This window comes from Candidatus Melainabacteria bacterium (assembly GCA_003963305.1).
In the GTDB taxonomy this organism is placed as follows: domain Bacteria; phylum Cyanobacteriota; class Vampirovibrionia; order Obscuribacterales; family Obscuribacteraceae; genus PALSA-1081.
Window position 1 is genome coordinate 192100 of the sequence record RXJR01000031.1, and the last position, 17550, is coordinate 209649.

Consider the following 17550-nt stretch of genomic DNA (forward strand, 5'->3'; position numbering starts at 1 on the left):
TTCATGGAACGCACGCGTCCCGCGTGCACCTAATCGCCTGCTTTATCGTCCCAACGGACGAGGCGTCGGCATCGGCATCCGATCCGGCTCCGGAGACGGGTTCAAAATTTCCTGTGCTTCCTTGGTGAAAGTTTCGAATGCATCAACAATCTTGCTGCGGAAAGTTGTAACGGCAGAAATTTCACGACGCAGTTGATCTGCTTCCGGCGTGCCCGGTGTGGCTTTGGAAGTAGACTGATAAAGACGCTGCAGTTCCTTCTCAATCACTTTATCCAATAAATCGCAAGCCTCATGCAAATGAGCTTCGTCGACTTTCAAAGTAACTTCGGCAGCAGCAGTAGCAGCCCCAGCCTGAGCATCGCTCTTATATCCGACAGCGACGTTTTCGCCCAATTTCGGCTTCTCATTGCGCTTGGAGAAGAGTTCGGAGCTATCCATTTTGCCGGAAGCCAATCGAATCAAATCACCGAACAGCTCTTTTGCCAGTGGCGGAATCGTTGCTAGTGAAGCCTCACCGCCCTGGATCGACCAAAATTTCCTGCCATCAGCTTCTTTATGCTCTGCCACCAATAGTGGTGGCGAATCATGATCGGAAATCTGACCAGCCTTGAAAGCAATTGTCATCTCATTTGGGAATAGATAAATAGCGATTTTATCGCCATCCCCTTTGACGTAGAGACACCAGAAACGTGTAGCCAATCGTCCCTGAATCGTTTTCACAACAGGGTGATACCAGATATCCTCATCTCGAGTCTCAACAATCTTGGCTTTTTCGCAATTGACGAAAAGGTCCGTTCCGACGACTCTATCGTTAAATCCAAAGGTCAATCCGGCAAATTCTTCAAACAAAGCGTCGATCCATACCCGCGCTTCCTCGAAAGTGTCTACTGCTTTAGCATGGGCTTGCACCCAGCTCTCGGCAGCCGCCGGCGCTTCCCCAGCCAGCCCAGTCAGCCACTTGCCAGTCTCACTGCCTCGACGAGCGCTCAGATCTTGATAAAGCTGTTGGGAGGGCTCGGGAATAAGTTGATGCATCAACTGCGCTGCCTCTTTCTCGGCGCGCTTATCTACTTCGCCTTTCGACTTGCGGTCGACAGCGTACTTACCCGACATCCACATATCTCTAAATCGTGACATCTTCCTTCTCCCCCGGACTCGCACCTTGCGAGGTTATGAGATAATGAGTTGGCGAGAATAACACAGAACCGATGTCACAAGACAGCACCAAAAGTATTAAACTTGAGCAAAAGTACTGCCCCAAATGCTACGGGCAGTTCGAAGGCGCCATCGAAGTTTGTCCGTCTGATGGCGCTGAACTTCGCGGTCCAAAGAACGATCCATTGATTGGAAAGGTCTTTGCAGAGCGATATGAAATCGAATCGGTGTTGGGTCTGGGCGGCATGAGCATCGTCTATAAAGCCCGGCATCGCCTGATGGACCGGGTGGTTGCCATCAAAATGTTGCATGGCAACATAAAGAGCGACCATCTATCTCTGGAACGATTCAGGCTCGAAGCGCAGGCAGCCAGCTCGCTGAATCATCAAAACATCATTACGGTTTATGACTTTGGCGTCACGCCGCAGAGCGAAGCATTCTTCGTTATGGACTTTCTGGATGGGGAAAGTCTGGCCGACTGCCTTGAAAGAAAGACCAAACTGCCGTGGGAACGGGCCATCGGCATTTTCAAACAAATCTGCGATGGGCTCGGGGCCGCCCACAAAAAAGGCATCGTCCATAGAGACATGAAACCCGCAAACGTAGTGCTGATAAAGCAAGACGAAGGATTCGAGCTTGTAAAGCTGGTCGATTTCGGCATCGCCAAATTATTGCCGGCTTCGGGTAAGCAACAACAGAGTTTGACCAAAACCGGTGAAGTTTTTGGCAGCCCGATTTATATGAGCCCTGAACAGTGTTTAGGCAAAGACGTAGATCGACATTCAGACATTTATGCACTCGGTTGTTTGATGTATGAAACTTTGACTGGTGTGCCACCACATCTGGGGGCGACCTTTCTAGAGACTTTGAACAAACATGTTGGCGAAAAACCGAAGCCAATTCACGAACTTGCGCCTGATGCGAAAGTGCCTGTAGAACTCGAAAGAATTATTGACAGATGTCTGGAGAAGAAGCCTGAAGATCGCTTCGATACAGCCGAAGAAATTCGCGATCATCTGTCTGCAGTCTCGCTTAAATTGAATGAGCTGGGAACTAAAAAACGAGCTGCGGTGAGCGGACCAATGAGCTCGCTTTCCGACACGCCAACCTTCGCGCAGGCGGCTGCCGAGTGCAAACCGCCAAGTCCGGTCTGGAAGATCGTGGCGGGGGTGACGTCGCTTTTTATCGTTGGAGTGTTTGCGGCACTGACAATGTTCCAGGGACCGCCGGAGGACAGAGGCAGCGCTCTCGACAAGCTCACTTGGACGATAAATATGTCTGTAGCATCTTCACAAGTGCAAAGCGGCGACTTCCAGGGCGCTGAGCGAAGTATAAACAACGCCATCGCGGCCACCAACAACATTTCCGACGCAAAAACAAGACTGGAAGCGGCTCTGCGACAGAAAGCAGATCTCTACGCGAAGTGGGAAGGTCACGCAGAAGCGCTGGAGAAGACAAACGTAGAAATCACAAACGTTCAAGACGAACGTATACGCAACGAACTTGCACGTCAAATCGCCAGCCTTATCGTTCTGGAAAGGGCAACAAAAAGCTCGGGCAAGGCTGAAGATACCAGCGTATCGCATACAAACGACCAGCTGAGGGCGCAAGCCGACGTTCCGAGTATTCTCGCGACCTCATCTAAATTGTATGGACGGCGCATGTATCACGACCAGGTAGATTATTTGCTGCGAGCGCTGAACGTCGAAAAGAAGCTCATTGGAGACAAAGAACCGCCTATCGCCAGAATTGAAGTCAATTTGTCGGACGGACTCATCGCTTTGAGAAGATTCTCCGAAGTAAGACCAATTCTGCTGGATGCGGTAGAGATTCGAAAAGCCAACGCTAAGTCAGATCCGTCTGAATACGTGCGAGCTCTGAGCAAACTGGGTCAGTTCGATCTCGATCAGAGTTCCATGAAAGACGCAGAAGCGGAACTAGCCGAGGCCCTGAAACTCTCCAGAGATAAGAGCGTAGATCCCGAGCTGCAAGTACTATCTCTGCGCAGTTACGCCGATCTGCTTCGACAAACAAAGCGCGTTGCTGAATCAAAGAAATATCTGGACGAAGCAGACGCTCTGGAAAAGAAGATTCACGATCGAAAATAAGTTGCTGAGATCGCTCGGCACTGCATTTAGCGGCTTTGCCAAGAATTAAGGCAAACTTACGCTTATCGCGGTAGCATTGATAGAATCTCACAATCGATAGTTAGATCCGCCGCGCCAGGTTTTCCGGTTAATGCCAATCGGAAAACGAGACCGAAGTAATGACTAAAGAATTCTCGGAATCCCTTACTGGATCATCGATACAAGTAATCGGCGATCATTCGGCAAACAGTAAACACGAAGAACAGCTTCCAGAACGGACTGGAGGTCAGGATGCCACGTCTATGCGTTCTGATACCCTGCAGCCTGATGCGGTCGAGACCGATTCACTACAGCCGGATTCTCGACAGACCGGTTCCCTGCAACCTGTGGGCTTGCAACCTGGTGCTCTTCAACCACATAAGAACCAACAACTGCGTCAGATAGATCATGCACCCGCACTGTCGCGTAAAACCACACTGGCGATCGCAGCAGCTGTAATTTTGGGCATTGCCGGAATGCTCGGCATCTACTTGTACAACAACAAGCCCTGGCAACCGCATCAGGCTCCCAAGGCAGCACCACCTGCGGTTACAGTTACGACTGCGAGAGCAGAGAAACGCATGGTTGACGACGACCTCGTCGTGACGGGATCTATCAGCGCCTGGGACCCTCTCAGTGTAGGCTCTGAAGTGGGTGGACTTCGCATCAACTCGGTCAATGTAGAAGAAGGAGATCGCGTCAAGAAAGGCCAGGTGCTTGTGACGCTGAACTCCGCTGTTCTTAAGACGCAACTCAAACAAGCACAAGCAAGATTAGCTTCAAATGAAGCGAACTTGAAAAAGGCAATTCAACCCAATCGCTCTGAGGACATCCGCGCTCTGCAAGCGGCACTGGCGCAGGCAGAGGCAAACACAGCCCAGGAGCAAGCACACGCCGCTCAAGCAAAAGTAAATTTGCGAGACGCCAATATCAATGCCACCCGTTATAAGACCCTGGCTAGAATGGGTGCCAACAGCGCACAGGAAGCGGAAGCGAAGCAACTGGCAGCCGATACCGCACGCGAAGAAGTAGCCAGTTCCACAGCAAAAATCAAGGCTGCGCAATTTCTTGAAACGCAAGCACGCGAAAAATTGCTGGCAGCGACTCACGGCGGACGCAACGAAGATATAGAAATTTCCAGAGCGGCTCTGGCAGAAACAAAAGCTCAAATCAATCAACTGCAAGAGCAAATCGCCCAAACCATCATCGTCGCACCTGACGATGGGCTGATCTCGAAGCGCGATGCCCATATCGGCGACATTACAACTGCTGGTACGCCGCTCTTCTCAATCATCAGACTGAACAAACTGGAATTACGCGCTCAAGTATCGGACCAGGATTTGATCAAGTTCAAACCCGGACAGGTTGTCACTGTAACCTCGACAGAGGAAGATTCCAGACCGATCAAGGCGACCGTCAAACTCGTAAGCCCACAGGTCGATCCATTAACACGACTGGGAACTGTGCGCATCTCGCTTCCAGACAACGCGGGGCTGAAACCAGGCATGTTCGCCCGTGCCGATGTCACATTCGGCAAACGCAACGCCATCACCGTGCCAGTCGGTGCGGTCATCACTCGAAACGGTCAATCAGCGGTATTCACCCTGGACGGCGATAGAGTGGCGAGTTACCCGGTAAAAGTCGGTCAAGAAAATGACACCTATGCCGAAATCATCAGTGGTCTAAATGAAGGGCAAACTGTGGTAGTGCAGGGCGCACGATTCCTCTCCGACCGCGACGTCGTTCGCGTCGCGAAATAATCCTATGAATTGGAATATTTCCGCATGGTGCATCCGCAATCCAATTCCGCCCATTATTTTGTTTGTACTGCTGACCGTCTTCGGCTGCACATCGCTGGCCCAACTGGGCATCGAAGAAGAGCCAAACATCGACATGCCCTGGGTCTGGGTGGGTGTGACCATGAGCGGCGCAGCTCCAATCGAGCTGGAAACGCAAATCACTAAAAAGGTGGAAGACGCAATTGCCAGCGTCGCCAACGTCAAACACATTTATTCAGAAGTAAATACTGGAGTAAGCAACACTAATATTGAATTCGAATTGGGAACGAACAGCGATCGAGCCACCAACGATGTTCGCGAAGCCATTTCACGCATCAGGCAACAACTGCCTCGCGGCATCGAAGAACCGATAGTTCAGCGCCAGGATTACGTCAGCGGTTCCTCAATCACATACACAATCTCATCGACAAAAAATCGCCCCACACTCGAATTGAGCTGGATTGTCGACAATGACGTTTCGCGTGCCCTCATGGCGAACTCCAACATCGGTCAAGTTTACAGATTTGGTGGAGTGGATCGGCAGATCAACGTCAGCCTGGACCCGATCAGATTGGAAGCCCTTGGAGTCACAGCAGACATGGTCAACACGCAGCTGCGCGCGCTGAACATCAATCTACCTGGTGGTCGGGGCACGGTGGGCGCGGCTGAAGAATCGATTCGCACGCTGGGCAGTGCCCCCACGGTGGATGCTCTCAGATCGACACGCATCATGCTGCCGGGCAACCGCTGGGTGGAACTGCGGGCGCTGGGTGACGTGTCGGAAGGGATATCAGAGCAGCGGCACAAAGCAATGCTGGATGGCAACTCAGTAGTCAGCTTCGAAATCATTCGACGCCGCGGAAAAAACATTGTCGCCGTCGAGAAAGACGCTGAGCGAATTCTCGACGACTTACAAAAGCGATTAGGACCAGACATAAAATTCACTCGGATTTTCAGCGACGCAAAATATGTGCGCGAATCATGTGACTCTACCTTCGAGTCGCTTTTGCTGGGCGCAATATTAGCTGTAATCGTCATATGGGCATTTCTCAGGGACGGAAGAGCGGCGATTATCGCAGCCGTTGCTATGCCACTGTCTGTAATACCGACGTTCGGCTTCATGAAATTAGCAGACTTTACGCTCAACGACATGTCGCTCCTCGGAATGGCGCTGGTCATAGGAATTCTCGTCGACGATGCAATCGTTGAAATCGAAAACATTGTGCGGCATATGAACCAGGGCAAAAAGCCATATTTCGCCGCAATTGACGCGGCTGACGAAATTGGTCTAGCGGTCGTTGCCACCACAATGGCAGCAGTGGTTGTTTTCCTGCCGGTTGCCTTTATGGGAGGTATACCGGGTCAATTCTTCCGCCAATTCGGATTGACTGTTTCGGTAGCCGTATTCTGCTCACTTCTGGTGGCAAGATTGATTACTCCCGTGATGGCAGCCTACTGGCTCAAGCCACACAAAGAAGTAAAGGAATCACATACACTCAATAATATCTACGAACACTTCCTCGCTCTTGCCCTGAAACACAGATTGATTACGGCAATCGCCGGCATCATTTTCTTTGGCGCCAGCTGCGTGCTTTTCAAATCGCTACCGACTTCACTTGTCTCACGAATCGACCGGGGCGAATCGACAATTACGGTGGAATTGCCACCGGGATCACAATTGCAAGACACGCTCAATGTCGTTGACAAGCTGACCGGAATTATCAAGAAACAACCTGAAGTAGTGACCATCTTCTCCTCTGTCGGAAAAGGTGGTGAGGTAAATCAGGGACGCATTCACATAGTTCTCAAGCCCAAAGGCGAGCGCAAAATTTCGCAAGATGAATTTGAAGACAAATTGCGCCCACAATTCGCTGAAGTGCCAGGTGCGCGTGTAACCTTCAACGGCGGCTGGGGCTCAGGCAGCGTGCAAATTCTGCTCACCAGTTACGACACTGCAGCCCTGGAGCAGACGGCTCAAGAACTGACAAAAGAAGTACGAAAAATTCCAGAGCTGACAGACGTTCAATCAACCGCGTCATCGCTGCGACCTGAAATCGTAGTTCGGCCTGACTTCGCCCGAGCAGCGGAACAAGGAGTTTCGGTCGAATCGATAGCCCGAACGGCTCTAGTTGCTACCGTGGGCGATACCGAAGCAAACCGTCCAAAATTCGACCTGGCTGACAGACAGATACCGATTGTTGTGCAAATCGATCCCAAATATCGTCACAAGATGTCGGTGATAGGCAATTTGCGTGTCGCAGGTAACGGGGGCAGGCTCGTGCCGTTGTCGAGTGTCGCTAAAGTTTCTCTCGACAGTGGATTGTTCAAAATCGACAGACACGACCGGGCTCGCCAGGTTTCCATCAACGCCAAGTTCGGCGCCAATTACACTCTTGGGCAAGCACTCGAGGCTATCCACAACCTGCCCGCATACAAAAATATGCCGCCCTCACTGAAGGAACATAAGACCGGCGATGCCGAAATTCAGGGCGATATTTTCGGAGGCTTCGGTTATGCCATCGTCACCGGAGTGCTCCTTATCTACGCAGTTCTGGTGCTATTGTTCCGAGGATTTTTGCAGCCTTTCACGATCATGATGTCGTTGCCGCTGTCACTCGGAGGCGCCTTGATCGGTCTGGTACTTTTCAACAAGCCGATCGACATGTATGCGCTGATTGGCATCGTCATGCTCATGGGTCTGGTCACTAAAAACGCTATTCTTCTCGTCGAATACTGCCTCGCGGCGATGTCGAGCGGCATGAGTCGTCGCGAGGCAATTTTTAGTGCCGGCCGAACCAGGATGCGACCGATTCTGATGACAACAACTGCTATGATAGCGGGCATGCTTCCCATCGCCGTAGGGCTGGGTGCCGGTTCGGAAGCCAGAGCACCCATGGCGATAGCAGTTGTGGGTGGATTGTTCATGTCTACTCTCTTGACACTGGTTGTTGTGCCTGTAGTCTTCACTTATATGGATGATTTGCAAAATTGGATTTTCAAAGTCTTCAAGAGTAGATCCCATGACGAGCACGACTCTAATATAAGAGTGACCGAATCAGCCGAACCTAGCGATACGACAAGCCCTAAACTAATCAATAAAACAAAATGATGAACACCGCTAACGACGCATTCCTACTTGTATTCCTCTTTGTAGGAATTGCTCTAGTGGGTCAACACATCGTCAATAGATTCGTAAAAATCGAAATTCTCGAGCAACATCACAGCGCCGGCGAAGCCATGATGGGCGTTGTTGGAACACTATTTTCCGTGCTCCTCGGATTCATGATCGCCAGCGCCATGACCAAATATCAAGACGCACAAATGTGTGGACAAATGGAAGCAAGCAATGTGGCCAGCGTATTTCGTATAGCTCGGGGCATGTCGGATATCGACCGACCGAGAATTCGTAATCTTTGTCGAGCTTACGTTGATGATGTGATCAACTCTGAGTGGCCGAAGATGCAACGGCACGAAAAAATCAATCACGGATGGGAGACCTACCAACAACTGTGGGAAGCCGTTTTGGCAACCGTGCCAGAGAACGACAGGCAGAGCAATTTGCAACAGGGCATGATCGCTTCCATGCAATCACTTGGAGAACAGCGTAGACAAAGAATCTTGCTTGCATCAACGGCGATGCCAAAAGCACTATGGGTAGTGGTAGGTATCGGCGCACTTATTACGGTGGCATTCACTTATGTCTTTGCCTCGCAATTTCATCAAGTGCAAGGTGCTATGACGACTCTCGTTGCAGCGGCATTGGCTTTAAACATCTGGCTCCTGGCGGCTTACTCAGACCCTTACAGCGGCGAACTTAAGATCTCACCATCAATGTTCGAGCTGGTGCGAGATGCAATTTTGCCGATCCCAGATACACCATCAAGATTCCTCCATGATGCAAAACCTGAAAAGTAGGAACAGCAACGGACAGGGCAGAGCTCAGAGCGGCAGCGAAATACAGAACGACCTGTTGTATGCGAAATGCTACTTGCCGGTGGTCTGAGAAATCGGTGCCACCACAGGATTTACCTTCATTCCATCCATAATAAAATCCTGCGGGCTGATAATCACTCTGTCACCATCATTGACACCATTGGCGACTTCAAATTGTCCGCCCAGATCGCGCCCTACATCAAGCTTCTTAACGTGTACAACGTTATCTTTATCCAGGACATAGACAAATTGTCCATCGGCGCGAGTCACTAGAGTCGACGCTGGAATAACCGGCAGCCTCATCGTAGACGGAGCTTGAAAGCGAACCTTGGCATACATTCCGGGCAAGAGCTTATGATTCTGATTGGGCACATGAATTTCAACTTGCAATGTCTTGGATGTTTCATCCAGGCCGCCCGAGACATTCGTCACCGTACCTTCGAAATCTTGTCGTGGAAACTCAGGGAACGTCAATTTTGCGATCTCGCCCTGATGAATGTAGGGGACGTATTGCTCGGGCACGTAGACAAAAACACGCAACACATCTGTTTTTGCTACTTCAAACAAAATCGAACTGCCATTGTTGCTTCCGGAACTAATCAACGCACCAGCGTCAACGTTTCGCTTGGTAATGATTCCGGAAAACGGTGCTGTCACTTTTTTAAACGACCGGGTCGCTTCTATTTGCTGATGCTGCGCCTTTGCTGTGTCAAGCGCACTCTGGGCTGCCTTGACCGCTGCTGCAGCAGAGTTGTATGTCGCCCTGGCAGATCGCTCGGCTTCATTCAATGATTCAAGTGTTGCAACTGCACCGTTATATTGCTGCACGTGAGAATCTCTGTCTTCGAGACTGACTGCACCTTGTTTAGCAAGCCCGGTGTAGCGTGTAACTTCAGCTGTGTAGAACTGCAAGTCAGTCCGTCCCTTGCGTACATTCGCCGCCACGGTGCGCATATCAGCCTGAGCTTTTACCTGAGTTTCTTTGGCATTTTCCACCTGGGCTCTGGCTTGTTGTACCGCACTTTCTGCTGCCTGCACCTGTTGATCGATTTCAGGCGTATCAATCGTTGCCAGCACCTGACCGGCTTTTACCTGGTCACCGATATTTGCAAACCGCTCATTCAAATAGCCATTTACGCGTGCGTATATCTGGGCAACCTGAATCGCTTGAGTGGAACCTGGTAATACAAATTCCTGTATCGCGGCTCCGGGTTGAGCAACGACGATTGAGACACTGGGGGCTTCGCTGATCTGCTTCTTGGTGTCCTGAATCAGTGTTTGTTGTTGAAAAATTCTTGGCAAAGCACCGAATGCAATAAGACCGATCAGTGCGACCACCACTATGGTGCCAATAGTCCAGGGCAAAGCTGATTTTTTCGCGGGAACGCCGGCAGCAACCGGAACCTGACTCTCAGGCAATGTCGCAGATGCTAACGTGTCGCTATTCGGTTCCATGCTTTTGTCTCTTACTCCTCTTTATGTCTTTATGTGGACGGATTCCCTGGAGACTCGACTCCGACCAAGACAGTTTCAGTGTGCAACTTTAGAAGTTTGCCGGCATAACGATTGTCGTTTTCAGCAAATGCCTCGATGATTTCCATATGCTCTTGCGCACACTCCTCGAGATTGAACAAATTGGAGTGGGCTAGCGAAAGCATTCTAATCTCAGGCGCTATCGTCTCCCAGACAATCATCAAAGTTGCATTGCCAGAGGCTTCCACAATGATTCTATGGAATTCGATATTGGCAAAACCGTATTTCTGCGCATTCTGCTCACGCGCAGCAGCGACTGTTTCAAGAGCTTTCGCGCGTAACTCATCCATTCGAGGCAACAATCTGTCACCCATCTTTTCGGCCGCAAGTTGTTCGAGAACGCCCCGAATTTCAAGACACTCCTGCATTTCACGGCTCGTAACTTCTCTGACACGCGTACCTTTATATGGTTGCGTTTCGACTACACGCATTGCCTCGAGCTGCGAAAGAGCCTCCCTAATGGGAGCCTGACTGGTGGCAAATTCTTTGGCAATTTGTAGCTCAACAAGTTTCTGACCAGGTGCATATGTTCCATCGCAGATACGCTGCAAAATCACATCTTTTATGCGATTGCTTGCACAATTTTTGGACTTCTCAGGAGTCGTCTTATCTGTCGATTGCACCGTTGATCTCACCCAAATTATCGATAATTACCCAATTTGGCGGCAAAACTTGCCAAGCAGCTCAATTATCGCCGAATCAATCACTTCAGGGATTTTTTGAAAAAATTTCCCCTTAGCAATTATAGCCGAATTATCGATAATCCGGCTATAATTGATTAGACTCGAGGTCAAAAAGTTTATGTGGATCGTCAGACTTGCCTTAGACAGGCCTTACACATTTGTCGTCGTGGCGATTTTAATCGCGCTGTTTGGGTCACTTTCGATCAAACAGATGTCGGTAGACATTTTTCCTCGCATCAACATTCCGGTTCTCACCTGCGTCTGGAATTACACGGGGCTGATTCCCGTTGAAATGGAGCGGCGTATCACAAACGTCACGGAGCGCGCTGCCACCACAACTGTCACTGGAATCGAGCATATAGAGTCACTCTCGCTGGTTGGTGTTTGCGTAATCAAACTCTATTTGCATCAGGATGCCAACGCTCAAGAATCACTTGCCGAGCTTGCCGCAATTTGCCAGACCATGTTGAAACAGATGCCGCCTGGCGTCACGCCGCCGCTGGTCACCGCATTCAGTGCGACAGACATCCCGGTTATGCAGCTATGTATCAGCTCTAAAACAATTCCTGAAACGAAGTTATTTGACTTCGCTAACAATTTCGTGCGCACACAACTTGCCACCGTGCAAGGTGCTGCCCTGCCGTGGCCTTACGGTGGTGCGGCGAGACAAATCATGGTCGACATCGACCCGCAAAAACTCGCCTCCAAAGGTGTTTCGGCGGCAGACGTGGCTCTGGCTCTCAATCAACAGAACATTATTCTGCCGGCTGGAACTGCGAAATTCGGCACAACCGAATACTATGTCATGCTGAACAGCAGCCCCACCACTGTAGAGCAGCTCAACGAAATGCCGGTTAAGCAGGTTGGTGATGCGACGATTTTGATGAAAGACGTCGCACAAATCCACGACGGGCTCGCCGTTCAGACAAACGTGGTGAACGAGAGCGGCAGCAGAGCTATTCTCCAGAACGTCGTCAAACTTGGTGCTGCTTCGACTATCGATGTCGTGAACAGAGTCAAAGCGCAAATTCCTGCTATCGAAAACATTTTGCCTGCCGGCGTTGATTTGCGAATCCTCAATGACCAATCGATTTTCGTGCAAGAAGCTGTCGACGATGTCGTGAAAGAAGGACTCACAGCTGCCGGGCTAACGGCAATCTTAATGCTGCTTTTGCTGGGCGACTGGCAATCCACCGTCATCGTAGCGATATCTATTCCGCTATCTGTATTGGCTGGACTGATCATTTTAAAGCTCACTGGTCAAACACTGAACACTATGACTCTGGGCGGATTCGCACTCGCTGTAGGAATGCTGGTTGACGACGCCACTGTAGAAGTCGAAAACATTCACCGGCACCTCGAGCTGATGCGCTCCCAGCGACTGGCAGCGCACGAAGCAGGAGTCATGGACGACAAAGAATCAACCAGCAAATGGATGAGGTCAGCCATTCTCGAAGCAGCTGCTGAAATCGCGGCACCGGCTTTCATATCGACAATTTCCATTTGTATTGTGTTTACTCCGGTATTTCTTTTGACGGAACCCGCGCGCTCACTCTTCTACCCACTCGCATTGGCAGTGTGCGGCTCTATGTTGGCGTCTTATTTCCTATCACGAACGGTGGTGCCCGTGATGGCTAAGTACATGCTCGCCAGTCACGCCGAGCTGCACCATAAGCCCAGGACAGGATTTTCTGCGCTGCTGTCTCTACTGACGAAAAGAATCGATTCAGGGTTCGACAAAGTTCGGCACGTCTATCACTCATTTCTTGCTTACATCCTTTTGCGCAAGTGGGCTGTGGTTGCCTGTACCGTAATTTTTATGGCAATCAGTTTTTCGTTCGTACCTTTCCTGGGCGAAGATTTCTTTCCAACAATCGACGCCGGTGTTCTTCGTATGCACGTGGGAGCGCCCCGCGGCATGCGCGTAGAGGAAACAGAGCGGCTGATCAAACGAATCGAGGCTGACATCGCGCAATGGATTCCAGCCGATCAAATAGACAACATCGCAGACATCATGGGAATTCCCAACTCAGGCTTGAACCTGTCTTCGAGCGACAGCGTCAACTACACCGAAGCAGACGGTGAAATTCTAGTGACGCTCGTGAGAAAGCACGACAAACCAAGTTCGTATTACAGAAAAATGCTGCGCGAGAAACTGCCTAAGTTGCATCCGGAATGCGTGTTCTTTTTCCAACCGGCAGACATCGTTACTCAGATTTTGAATGCCGGTCTAGCAGCGCCGATCGACGTGCAAGTGCGGGGTCAGGACATGAAGGGCAATTATGCTCTGGCGGAAAAGATTCGCGGACAAATTGAAAAGATTCCTGGCGCTGTCGATGTGCACATCAAACAATCGATTAACGGACCTGTAATCAATGTCAATGTAGACCGACAGAAAGCCGCGCAGCTCGGTTATACGCAAAGAGACATCGCAGGCTCGATGCTCGTTTCACTCAGCTCCAGCTTCCAAACCGCACCAAATTTCTGGGTCAATCCCAAGAATGGTGTCAACTACAGCCTGGCGGTTCAGACGCCACAACGATTAATAGCTTCGATGTCAGACCTTTCCAATACAGTAGTAACAAACGCTGAAGGCTCAAAGAGTCAGCTTTTAGGTAACCTGGCGAGCTTCGACAGATCGGTTGCACCAACCGTGATCAATCACTACAACGTGCAACCGGTAATAGACATTCTGGCTAACGTTGAAGGAACAGATCTAAATTCCGTTGCTCAAAAGGTACAAACTATTGTCGGTTCGTACAAAGGCAAACTACCGCACGGTGTTTTCCTCGATCTGCGCGGTCAGATGGTGAGCATGCAAGCAGCATTTTCCGGGTTGCTAACAGGAATGTTGTTTGCACTCGTCCTTGTATATTTGCTGCTTGTGGTCAATTTCCAATCATGGGTAGATCCGCTCATTATTTTGATGGCGATTCCAGGCGCGTTGAGCGGAATAGTCTGGGCGCTCTTTTTGACTCAAACCCCATTTAGCGTTCCGGCTCTTATGGGCGCAATCATGAGCATCGGAGTAGCCTCAGCAAACAGCATTCTGGTAGTCAGCTTCGCACGTGAAAAGCTAGCCGAGGGTCTGGACCCAATGAAAGCAGCATTAGAAGCCGGAAGTACCCGCTTCCGCCCGGTGCTGATGACGGCGGCGGCGATGATTATTGGTATGGTGCCGATGGCAATCGGAAGCGGTTCCGGCGGCGCACAGAACGCGCCTCTCGGTCGAGCCGTGATTGGGGGGCTGGTGGTAGCGACGTTCTTCACGTTGCTCTGGGTACCGCTAATCTTTACCGTCATGCATCGAAACAAGAATCGAAGCTTCTCCAAGCCCAAACCTGTGTCGCACAGCCCGGCAGACATTGCTCACTTACGAGAATGAATCTGCTCCTGGCTTACTCGCTTAAATAATGCTTCGGGAGAGCGGTGCTGCCATGGCTTGAGCCGGCGCAAGCGCCATAAGGCTATCGTTTGGAGCTTTACCTCGCTTTTACCCCGAGTGCATTACGTTAAAAGCACCGAATCGCCCAACCGTCAATTAACAGCGCGAAGTGAACAAAATGGACAGTCAAATAACAAATTCTAATGACGCTCCGGAACCGCTCGAAGCCAAACCGACTACTAACATCGAAAGCGCGTATAGCAATCGGGCTGGATACTTCAACGCGGAAAGTCGAAAGAGAGCGCAAATTATGCAAGCTTCCCAAACGATGCAGTCTGAAGGAAGCCTGCCCGCACTGGAAATCAGCAACGTTAATCACGACTATGTCCGACGCAACCATAGTGAGGCGCAGTAGAACAGCCGCCCGGCGTATTCAAGAGCCTTTACCGGAGTTAAACGCCGCTCACACGGCAGGACTTTGACGCTGACTCTGTCTGATTTTCGCCAATCCTGTTAAAGTGTTGAGTTGCATCCTTATATCTGGTCTCTGGTTTGACAACTGACTCGTCGGCTCATCACCCTCATTACCTTCACAACGAACATGCACTTGCCGCCATGCTTGAGCTGGGGCAAGGCGAGCTGAAAGAGCTTGCAGATGCAGGCGAGCCTTACGCCCTTCTGGCGCTTGGTTCGAAATATCTGGTCGGCGTCGACGTACAAAAGAATCTTTCGAAAGGCGTTGAATGCTACGTAAAGGCAGCCGAGCAGGGTCTGCCGTTTGCGCAAATACTCGTCGGTCAGCATTACCGCGACGGTGAAGGCGTAGAAACAAATCGCGAGGAAGCGAAGAAGTGGTTTCAAAAAGCAGCATTGCAGCACGCACCACCTGCGATGCACGAGCTCGCCCTCTATCACATGGACGAAGGGCGCCTCGATGATGCCATAGAACTGTTGCATGAAGCTGCTGAACTGGGATTCAGCTCATCGCAATTTCAACTAGGAAATCTTTACGAGTACGACAAAACAATCGGCAAGAACTACGCCGAAGCATTTAAGTGGATTAGTCTGGCTGCATCAGACAATGACGACGCAAAATTCCACCTTGCTCAGATGCTGAGAAATGGCATCGGTTGCGAAGTCGACCCGGTGGCGGCTCTGATTATTTGCGAAGAGTTGGCTGACCAGGGTCACCTCGAAGGAACGTTTGTCTGCGGCACGATGCACTGGGTCGGAGATGGCACGGCTCGAGACGTCGAGCGCGGCGCCCGCTACATTGAGTGGGCAGCTCAACAAAACCTTCTTGAAGCTCACAAATGGCTGCAAGACCTCGCACACGAGCGAACGCCAACCAGGGACTTCAAAGAGAAATTCAATATAGACGATTGGCTCGACATGGAACCGCCCTCGGAGACGGCACTACGGGCGATACTACCGTTCGAAACATTTGTCGATGACACCGTGCTCTCGGGGCGCACCAAATTGACAAAAGAGTTTGGAGCTCTGGCTATGGACTCACGGCTCTGTCAATATCGCTGTGACAACTGTGGCAGAGAGTTCACAGCAAACGTCATCAAGCATTTGCCAAAAGTTGCGTACAGTGACTGGGCGGAAATGATCAACTGGCTGCATCTGCTGTCGCATGTTGATTTTGACGATCTGACAGCGATCTGCCCTCAGTGTGGAGAACTTGCCGAGATCTCAGCGGTAGATTTGCATGCTTTCTACAGCGATTTGCAAAAGGATCTTGTTTTAAGAACCTTCTATCCAGACACCGACAACGTGCCGCTCGCATACAAAGTATTTCTCTGGGATGAGGAAGACGGATACCAGGACGATGTCACTGACGATCTGGATGAAGAGAGTTTTGCCGTCGACGCGATAGCCCGCAGGCTGGCGCTTTTGCTGGATACCGGCGGCGAAGAAGCAGTTAAAAAACTTGTTGCCGAGTTTGCCGAAGACAAAGATTTGGTGCCGACACTGCTGAATGTCGCAGTGATTCACGGCTGCACTGATCCATTGAAATGGCTGGGCAAATTCATCTGCCAACACTGCATCGATAAATACCCGACCAGCAGCGAGTCTTACACGGCCATGGCCGCCTGCCATCTGAATCTCGCCAAAGGAGAAGTGGACGACCAACTGGCAGAGTTAATTGAAAAACTGCTCCTCAACGCTATTGCGCTCGACCCCGACAATGTGACCGCGAAGAACTTCTTAAAAGACCTTCGCGATGCAACTTAGAGGAATGTGTCATGAAAAAAACGGCTCTCCTGTTCGCAACCATAATCCTCACTAGTCTGTCTGCAAGCGTGACAGCAATAGCGGCGCCAAGTGCCCAAGAAGCAATAAATGACTACAATGCCGGAAGGTATCTCGCCTGTCTTCAGAAGCTCCAGGCTCTTAACCTGAAGACCAATCCTACTGCGCACTATTACATTGCTCTGTGCGCACAGAACTTGAATCGCATGACCGAAGCGAAAGCAGAATATAACTGGGTTATCGCAAACGGCGCCGAGCCTCTTCGCAGTTATGCCCAGCGGGGACTGGCGACCATAGACAAAATCAGAACATCAGCTCCAACGCCGATCGCCACGGCGACTCCGGCACCTGCGCCTAAGCCGGCTGCGTCGTCATCTGCGACAGCAGCCACCAGCAGTGGTTCAGGGCTGGTAAAGAAGATCATCGATTTCTCAACCACCTGGTGCGGTCCCTGCCAGGAGTTCAAACCGCACTTCGAAGAAGCGCAAAAGCACTTCAAAGGTATCCAATTTGTCAGTCTCGATGGCGATAGTCCGGACAACAGTGCGTTGAAAGAAAAATACAATGTCAACGCATATCCGACGCTGATCTATCTTGATGCGGCCGGCAAGGTTCTGAAAAACGAAGCCGGAGCACCTGCTTCACTAGAAGCATTCGAGAATCAAATCAAAGAGCTGAACGGGCAGAAATAAATTGCG

Annotated in this window: 11 protein-coding genes; 8 read left to right on the forward strand and 3 right to left on the reverse strand. The window is 50.7% G+C overall.

Features of this window, described 5'->3' with window-relative positions:
• Positions 1 to 42 precede the first annotated feature (42 nt).
• The gene (locus EKK48_27535) at positions 43 to 1137 is read right to left on the reverse strand and encodes a hypothetical protein (protein RTL36109.1); all 1095 of its coding nucleotides are present in this window, start codon (positions 1135 to 1137) and stop codon (positions 43 to 45) included.
• A gap of 71 nt (positions 1138 to 1208) precedes the next feature.
• On the opposite strand from EKK48_27535, the gene EKK48_27540 reads away from it, so the two are divergent.
• From EKK48_27540 to EKK48_27555, 4 genes are all read left to right on the forward strand, one after another.
• A complete protein-coding gene (locus EKK48_27540) occupies positions 1209 to 3263 on the forward strand; it encodes a serine/threonine protein kinase (protein RTL36110.1) in 2055 nt (684 codons plus the stop codon).
• A 158-nt stretch (positions 3264 to 3421) separates the two neighbouring features.
• The gene (locus EKK48_27545) at positions 3422 to 5041 is read left to right on the forward strand and encodes an efflux RND transporter periplasmic adaptor subunit (protein ID RTL36111.1); all 1620 of its coding nucleotides are present in this window, start codon (positions 3422 to 3424) and stop codon (positions 5039 to 5041) included.
• A 4-nt stretch (positions 5042 to 5045) separates the two neighbouring features.
• A complete protein-coding gene (locus tag EKK48_27550) occupies positions 5046 to 8168 on the forward strand; it encodes an efflux RND transporter permease subunit (GenBank protein ID RTL36112.1) in 3123 nt (1040 codons plus the stop codon).
• On the forward strand, positions 8165 to 8974 hold the full coding sequence (locus EKK48_27555; protein ID RTL36113.1) for a DUF4239 domain-containing protein: 810 nt from the start codon (positions 8165 to 8167) through the stop codon (positions 8972 to 8974). Before EKK48_27550 ends, EKK48_27555 begins: the two co-directional genes overlap by 4 nt.
• Positions 8975 to 9043: 69 nt before the next feature.
• On the opposite strand, the gene EKK48_27560 is transcribed toward EKK48_27555, so the two are convergent.
• Together EKK48_27560 and EKK48_27565 are read right to left on the reverse strand one after the other, a co-directional pair.
• On the reverse strand, positions 9044 to 10447 hold the full coding sequence (locus tag EKK48_27560) for an efflux RND transporter periplasmic adaptor subunit (GenBank protein ID RTL36114.1): 1404 nt from the start codon (positions 10445 to 10447) through the stop codon (positions 9044 to 9046).
• A 29-nt stretch (positions 10448 to 10476) separates the two neighbouring features.
• A complete protein-coding gene (locus tag EKK48_27565; protein ID RTL36115.1) occupies positions 10477 to 11148 on the reverse strand; it encodes a GntR family transcriptional regulator in 672 nt (223 codons plus the stop codon).
• Positions 11149 to 11326: 178 nt separating this feature from the next.
• On the opposite strand from EKK48_27565, the gene EKK48_27570 reads away from it, so the two are divergent.
• The 4 genes from EKK48_27570 (at position 11327) to EKK48_27585 (ending at position 17544) form a co-directional block, all read left to right on the forward strand.
• Positions 11327 to 14593: an efflux RND transporter permease subunit gene (locus EKK48_27570; protein RTL36116.1), complete on the forward strand. Its 3267-nt coding sequence runs from the start codon at positions 11327 to 11329 to the stop codon at positions 14591 to 14593.
• Positions 14594 to 14771: 178 nt separating this feature from the next.
• A complete protein-coding gene (locus tag EKK48_27575; protein RTL36117.1) occupies positions 14772 to 15008 on the forward strand; it encodes a hypothetical protein in 237 nt (78 codons plus the stop codon).
• 137 nt (positions 15009 to 15145) lie between these two features.
• Entirely contained in the window at positions 15146 to 16834 is a 1689-nt protein-coding gene (locus EKK48_27580) for a hypothetical protein (GenBank protein ID RTL36118.1), read from the forward strand.
• An 11-nt stretch (positions 16835 to 16845) separates the two neighbouring features.
• The gene (locus EKK48_27585) at positions 16846 to 17544 is read left to right on the forward strand and encodes a thioredoxin (GenBank protein RTL36119.1); all 699 of its coding nucleotides are present in this window, start codon (positions 16846 to 16848) and stop codon (positions 17542 to 17544) included.
• Positions 17545 to 17550 lie beyond the last annotated feature (6 nt).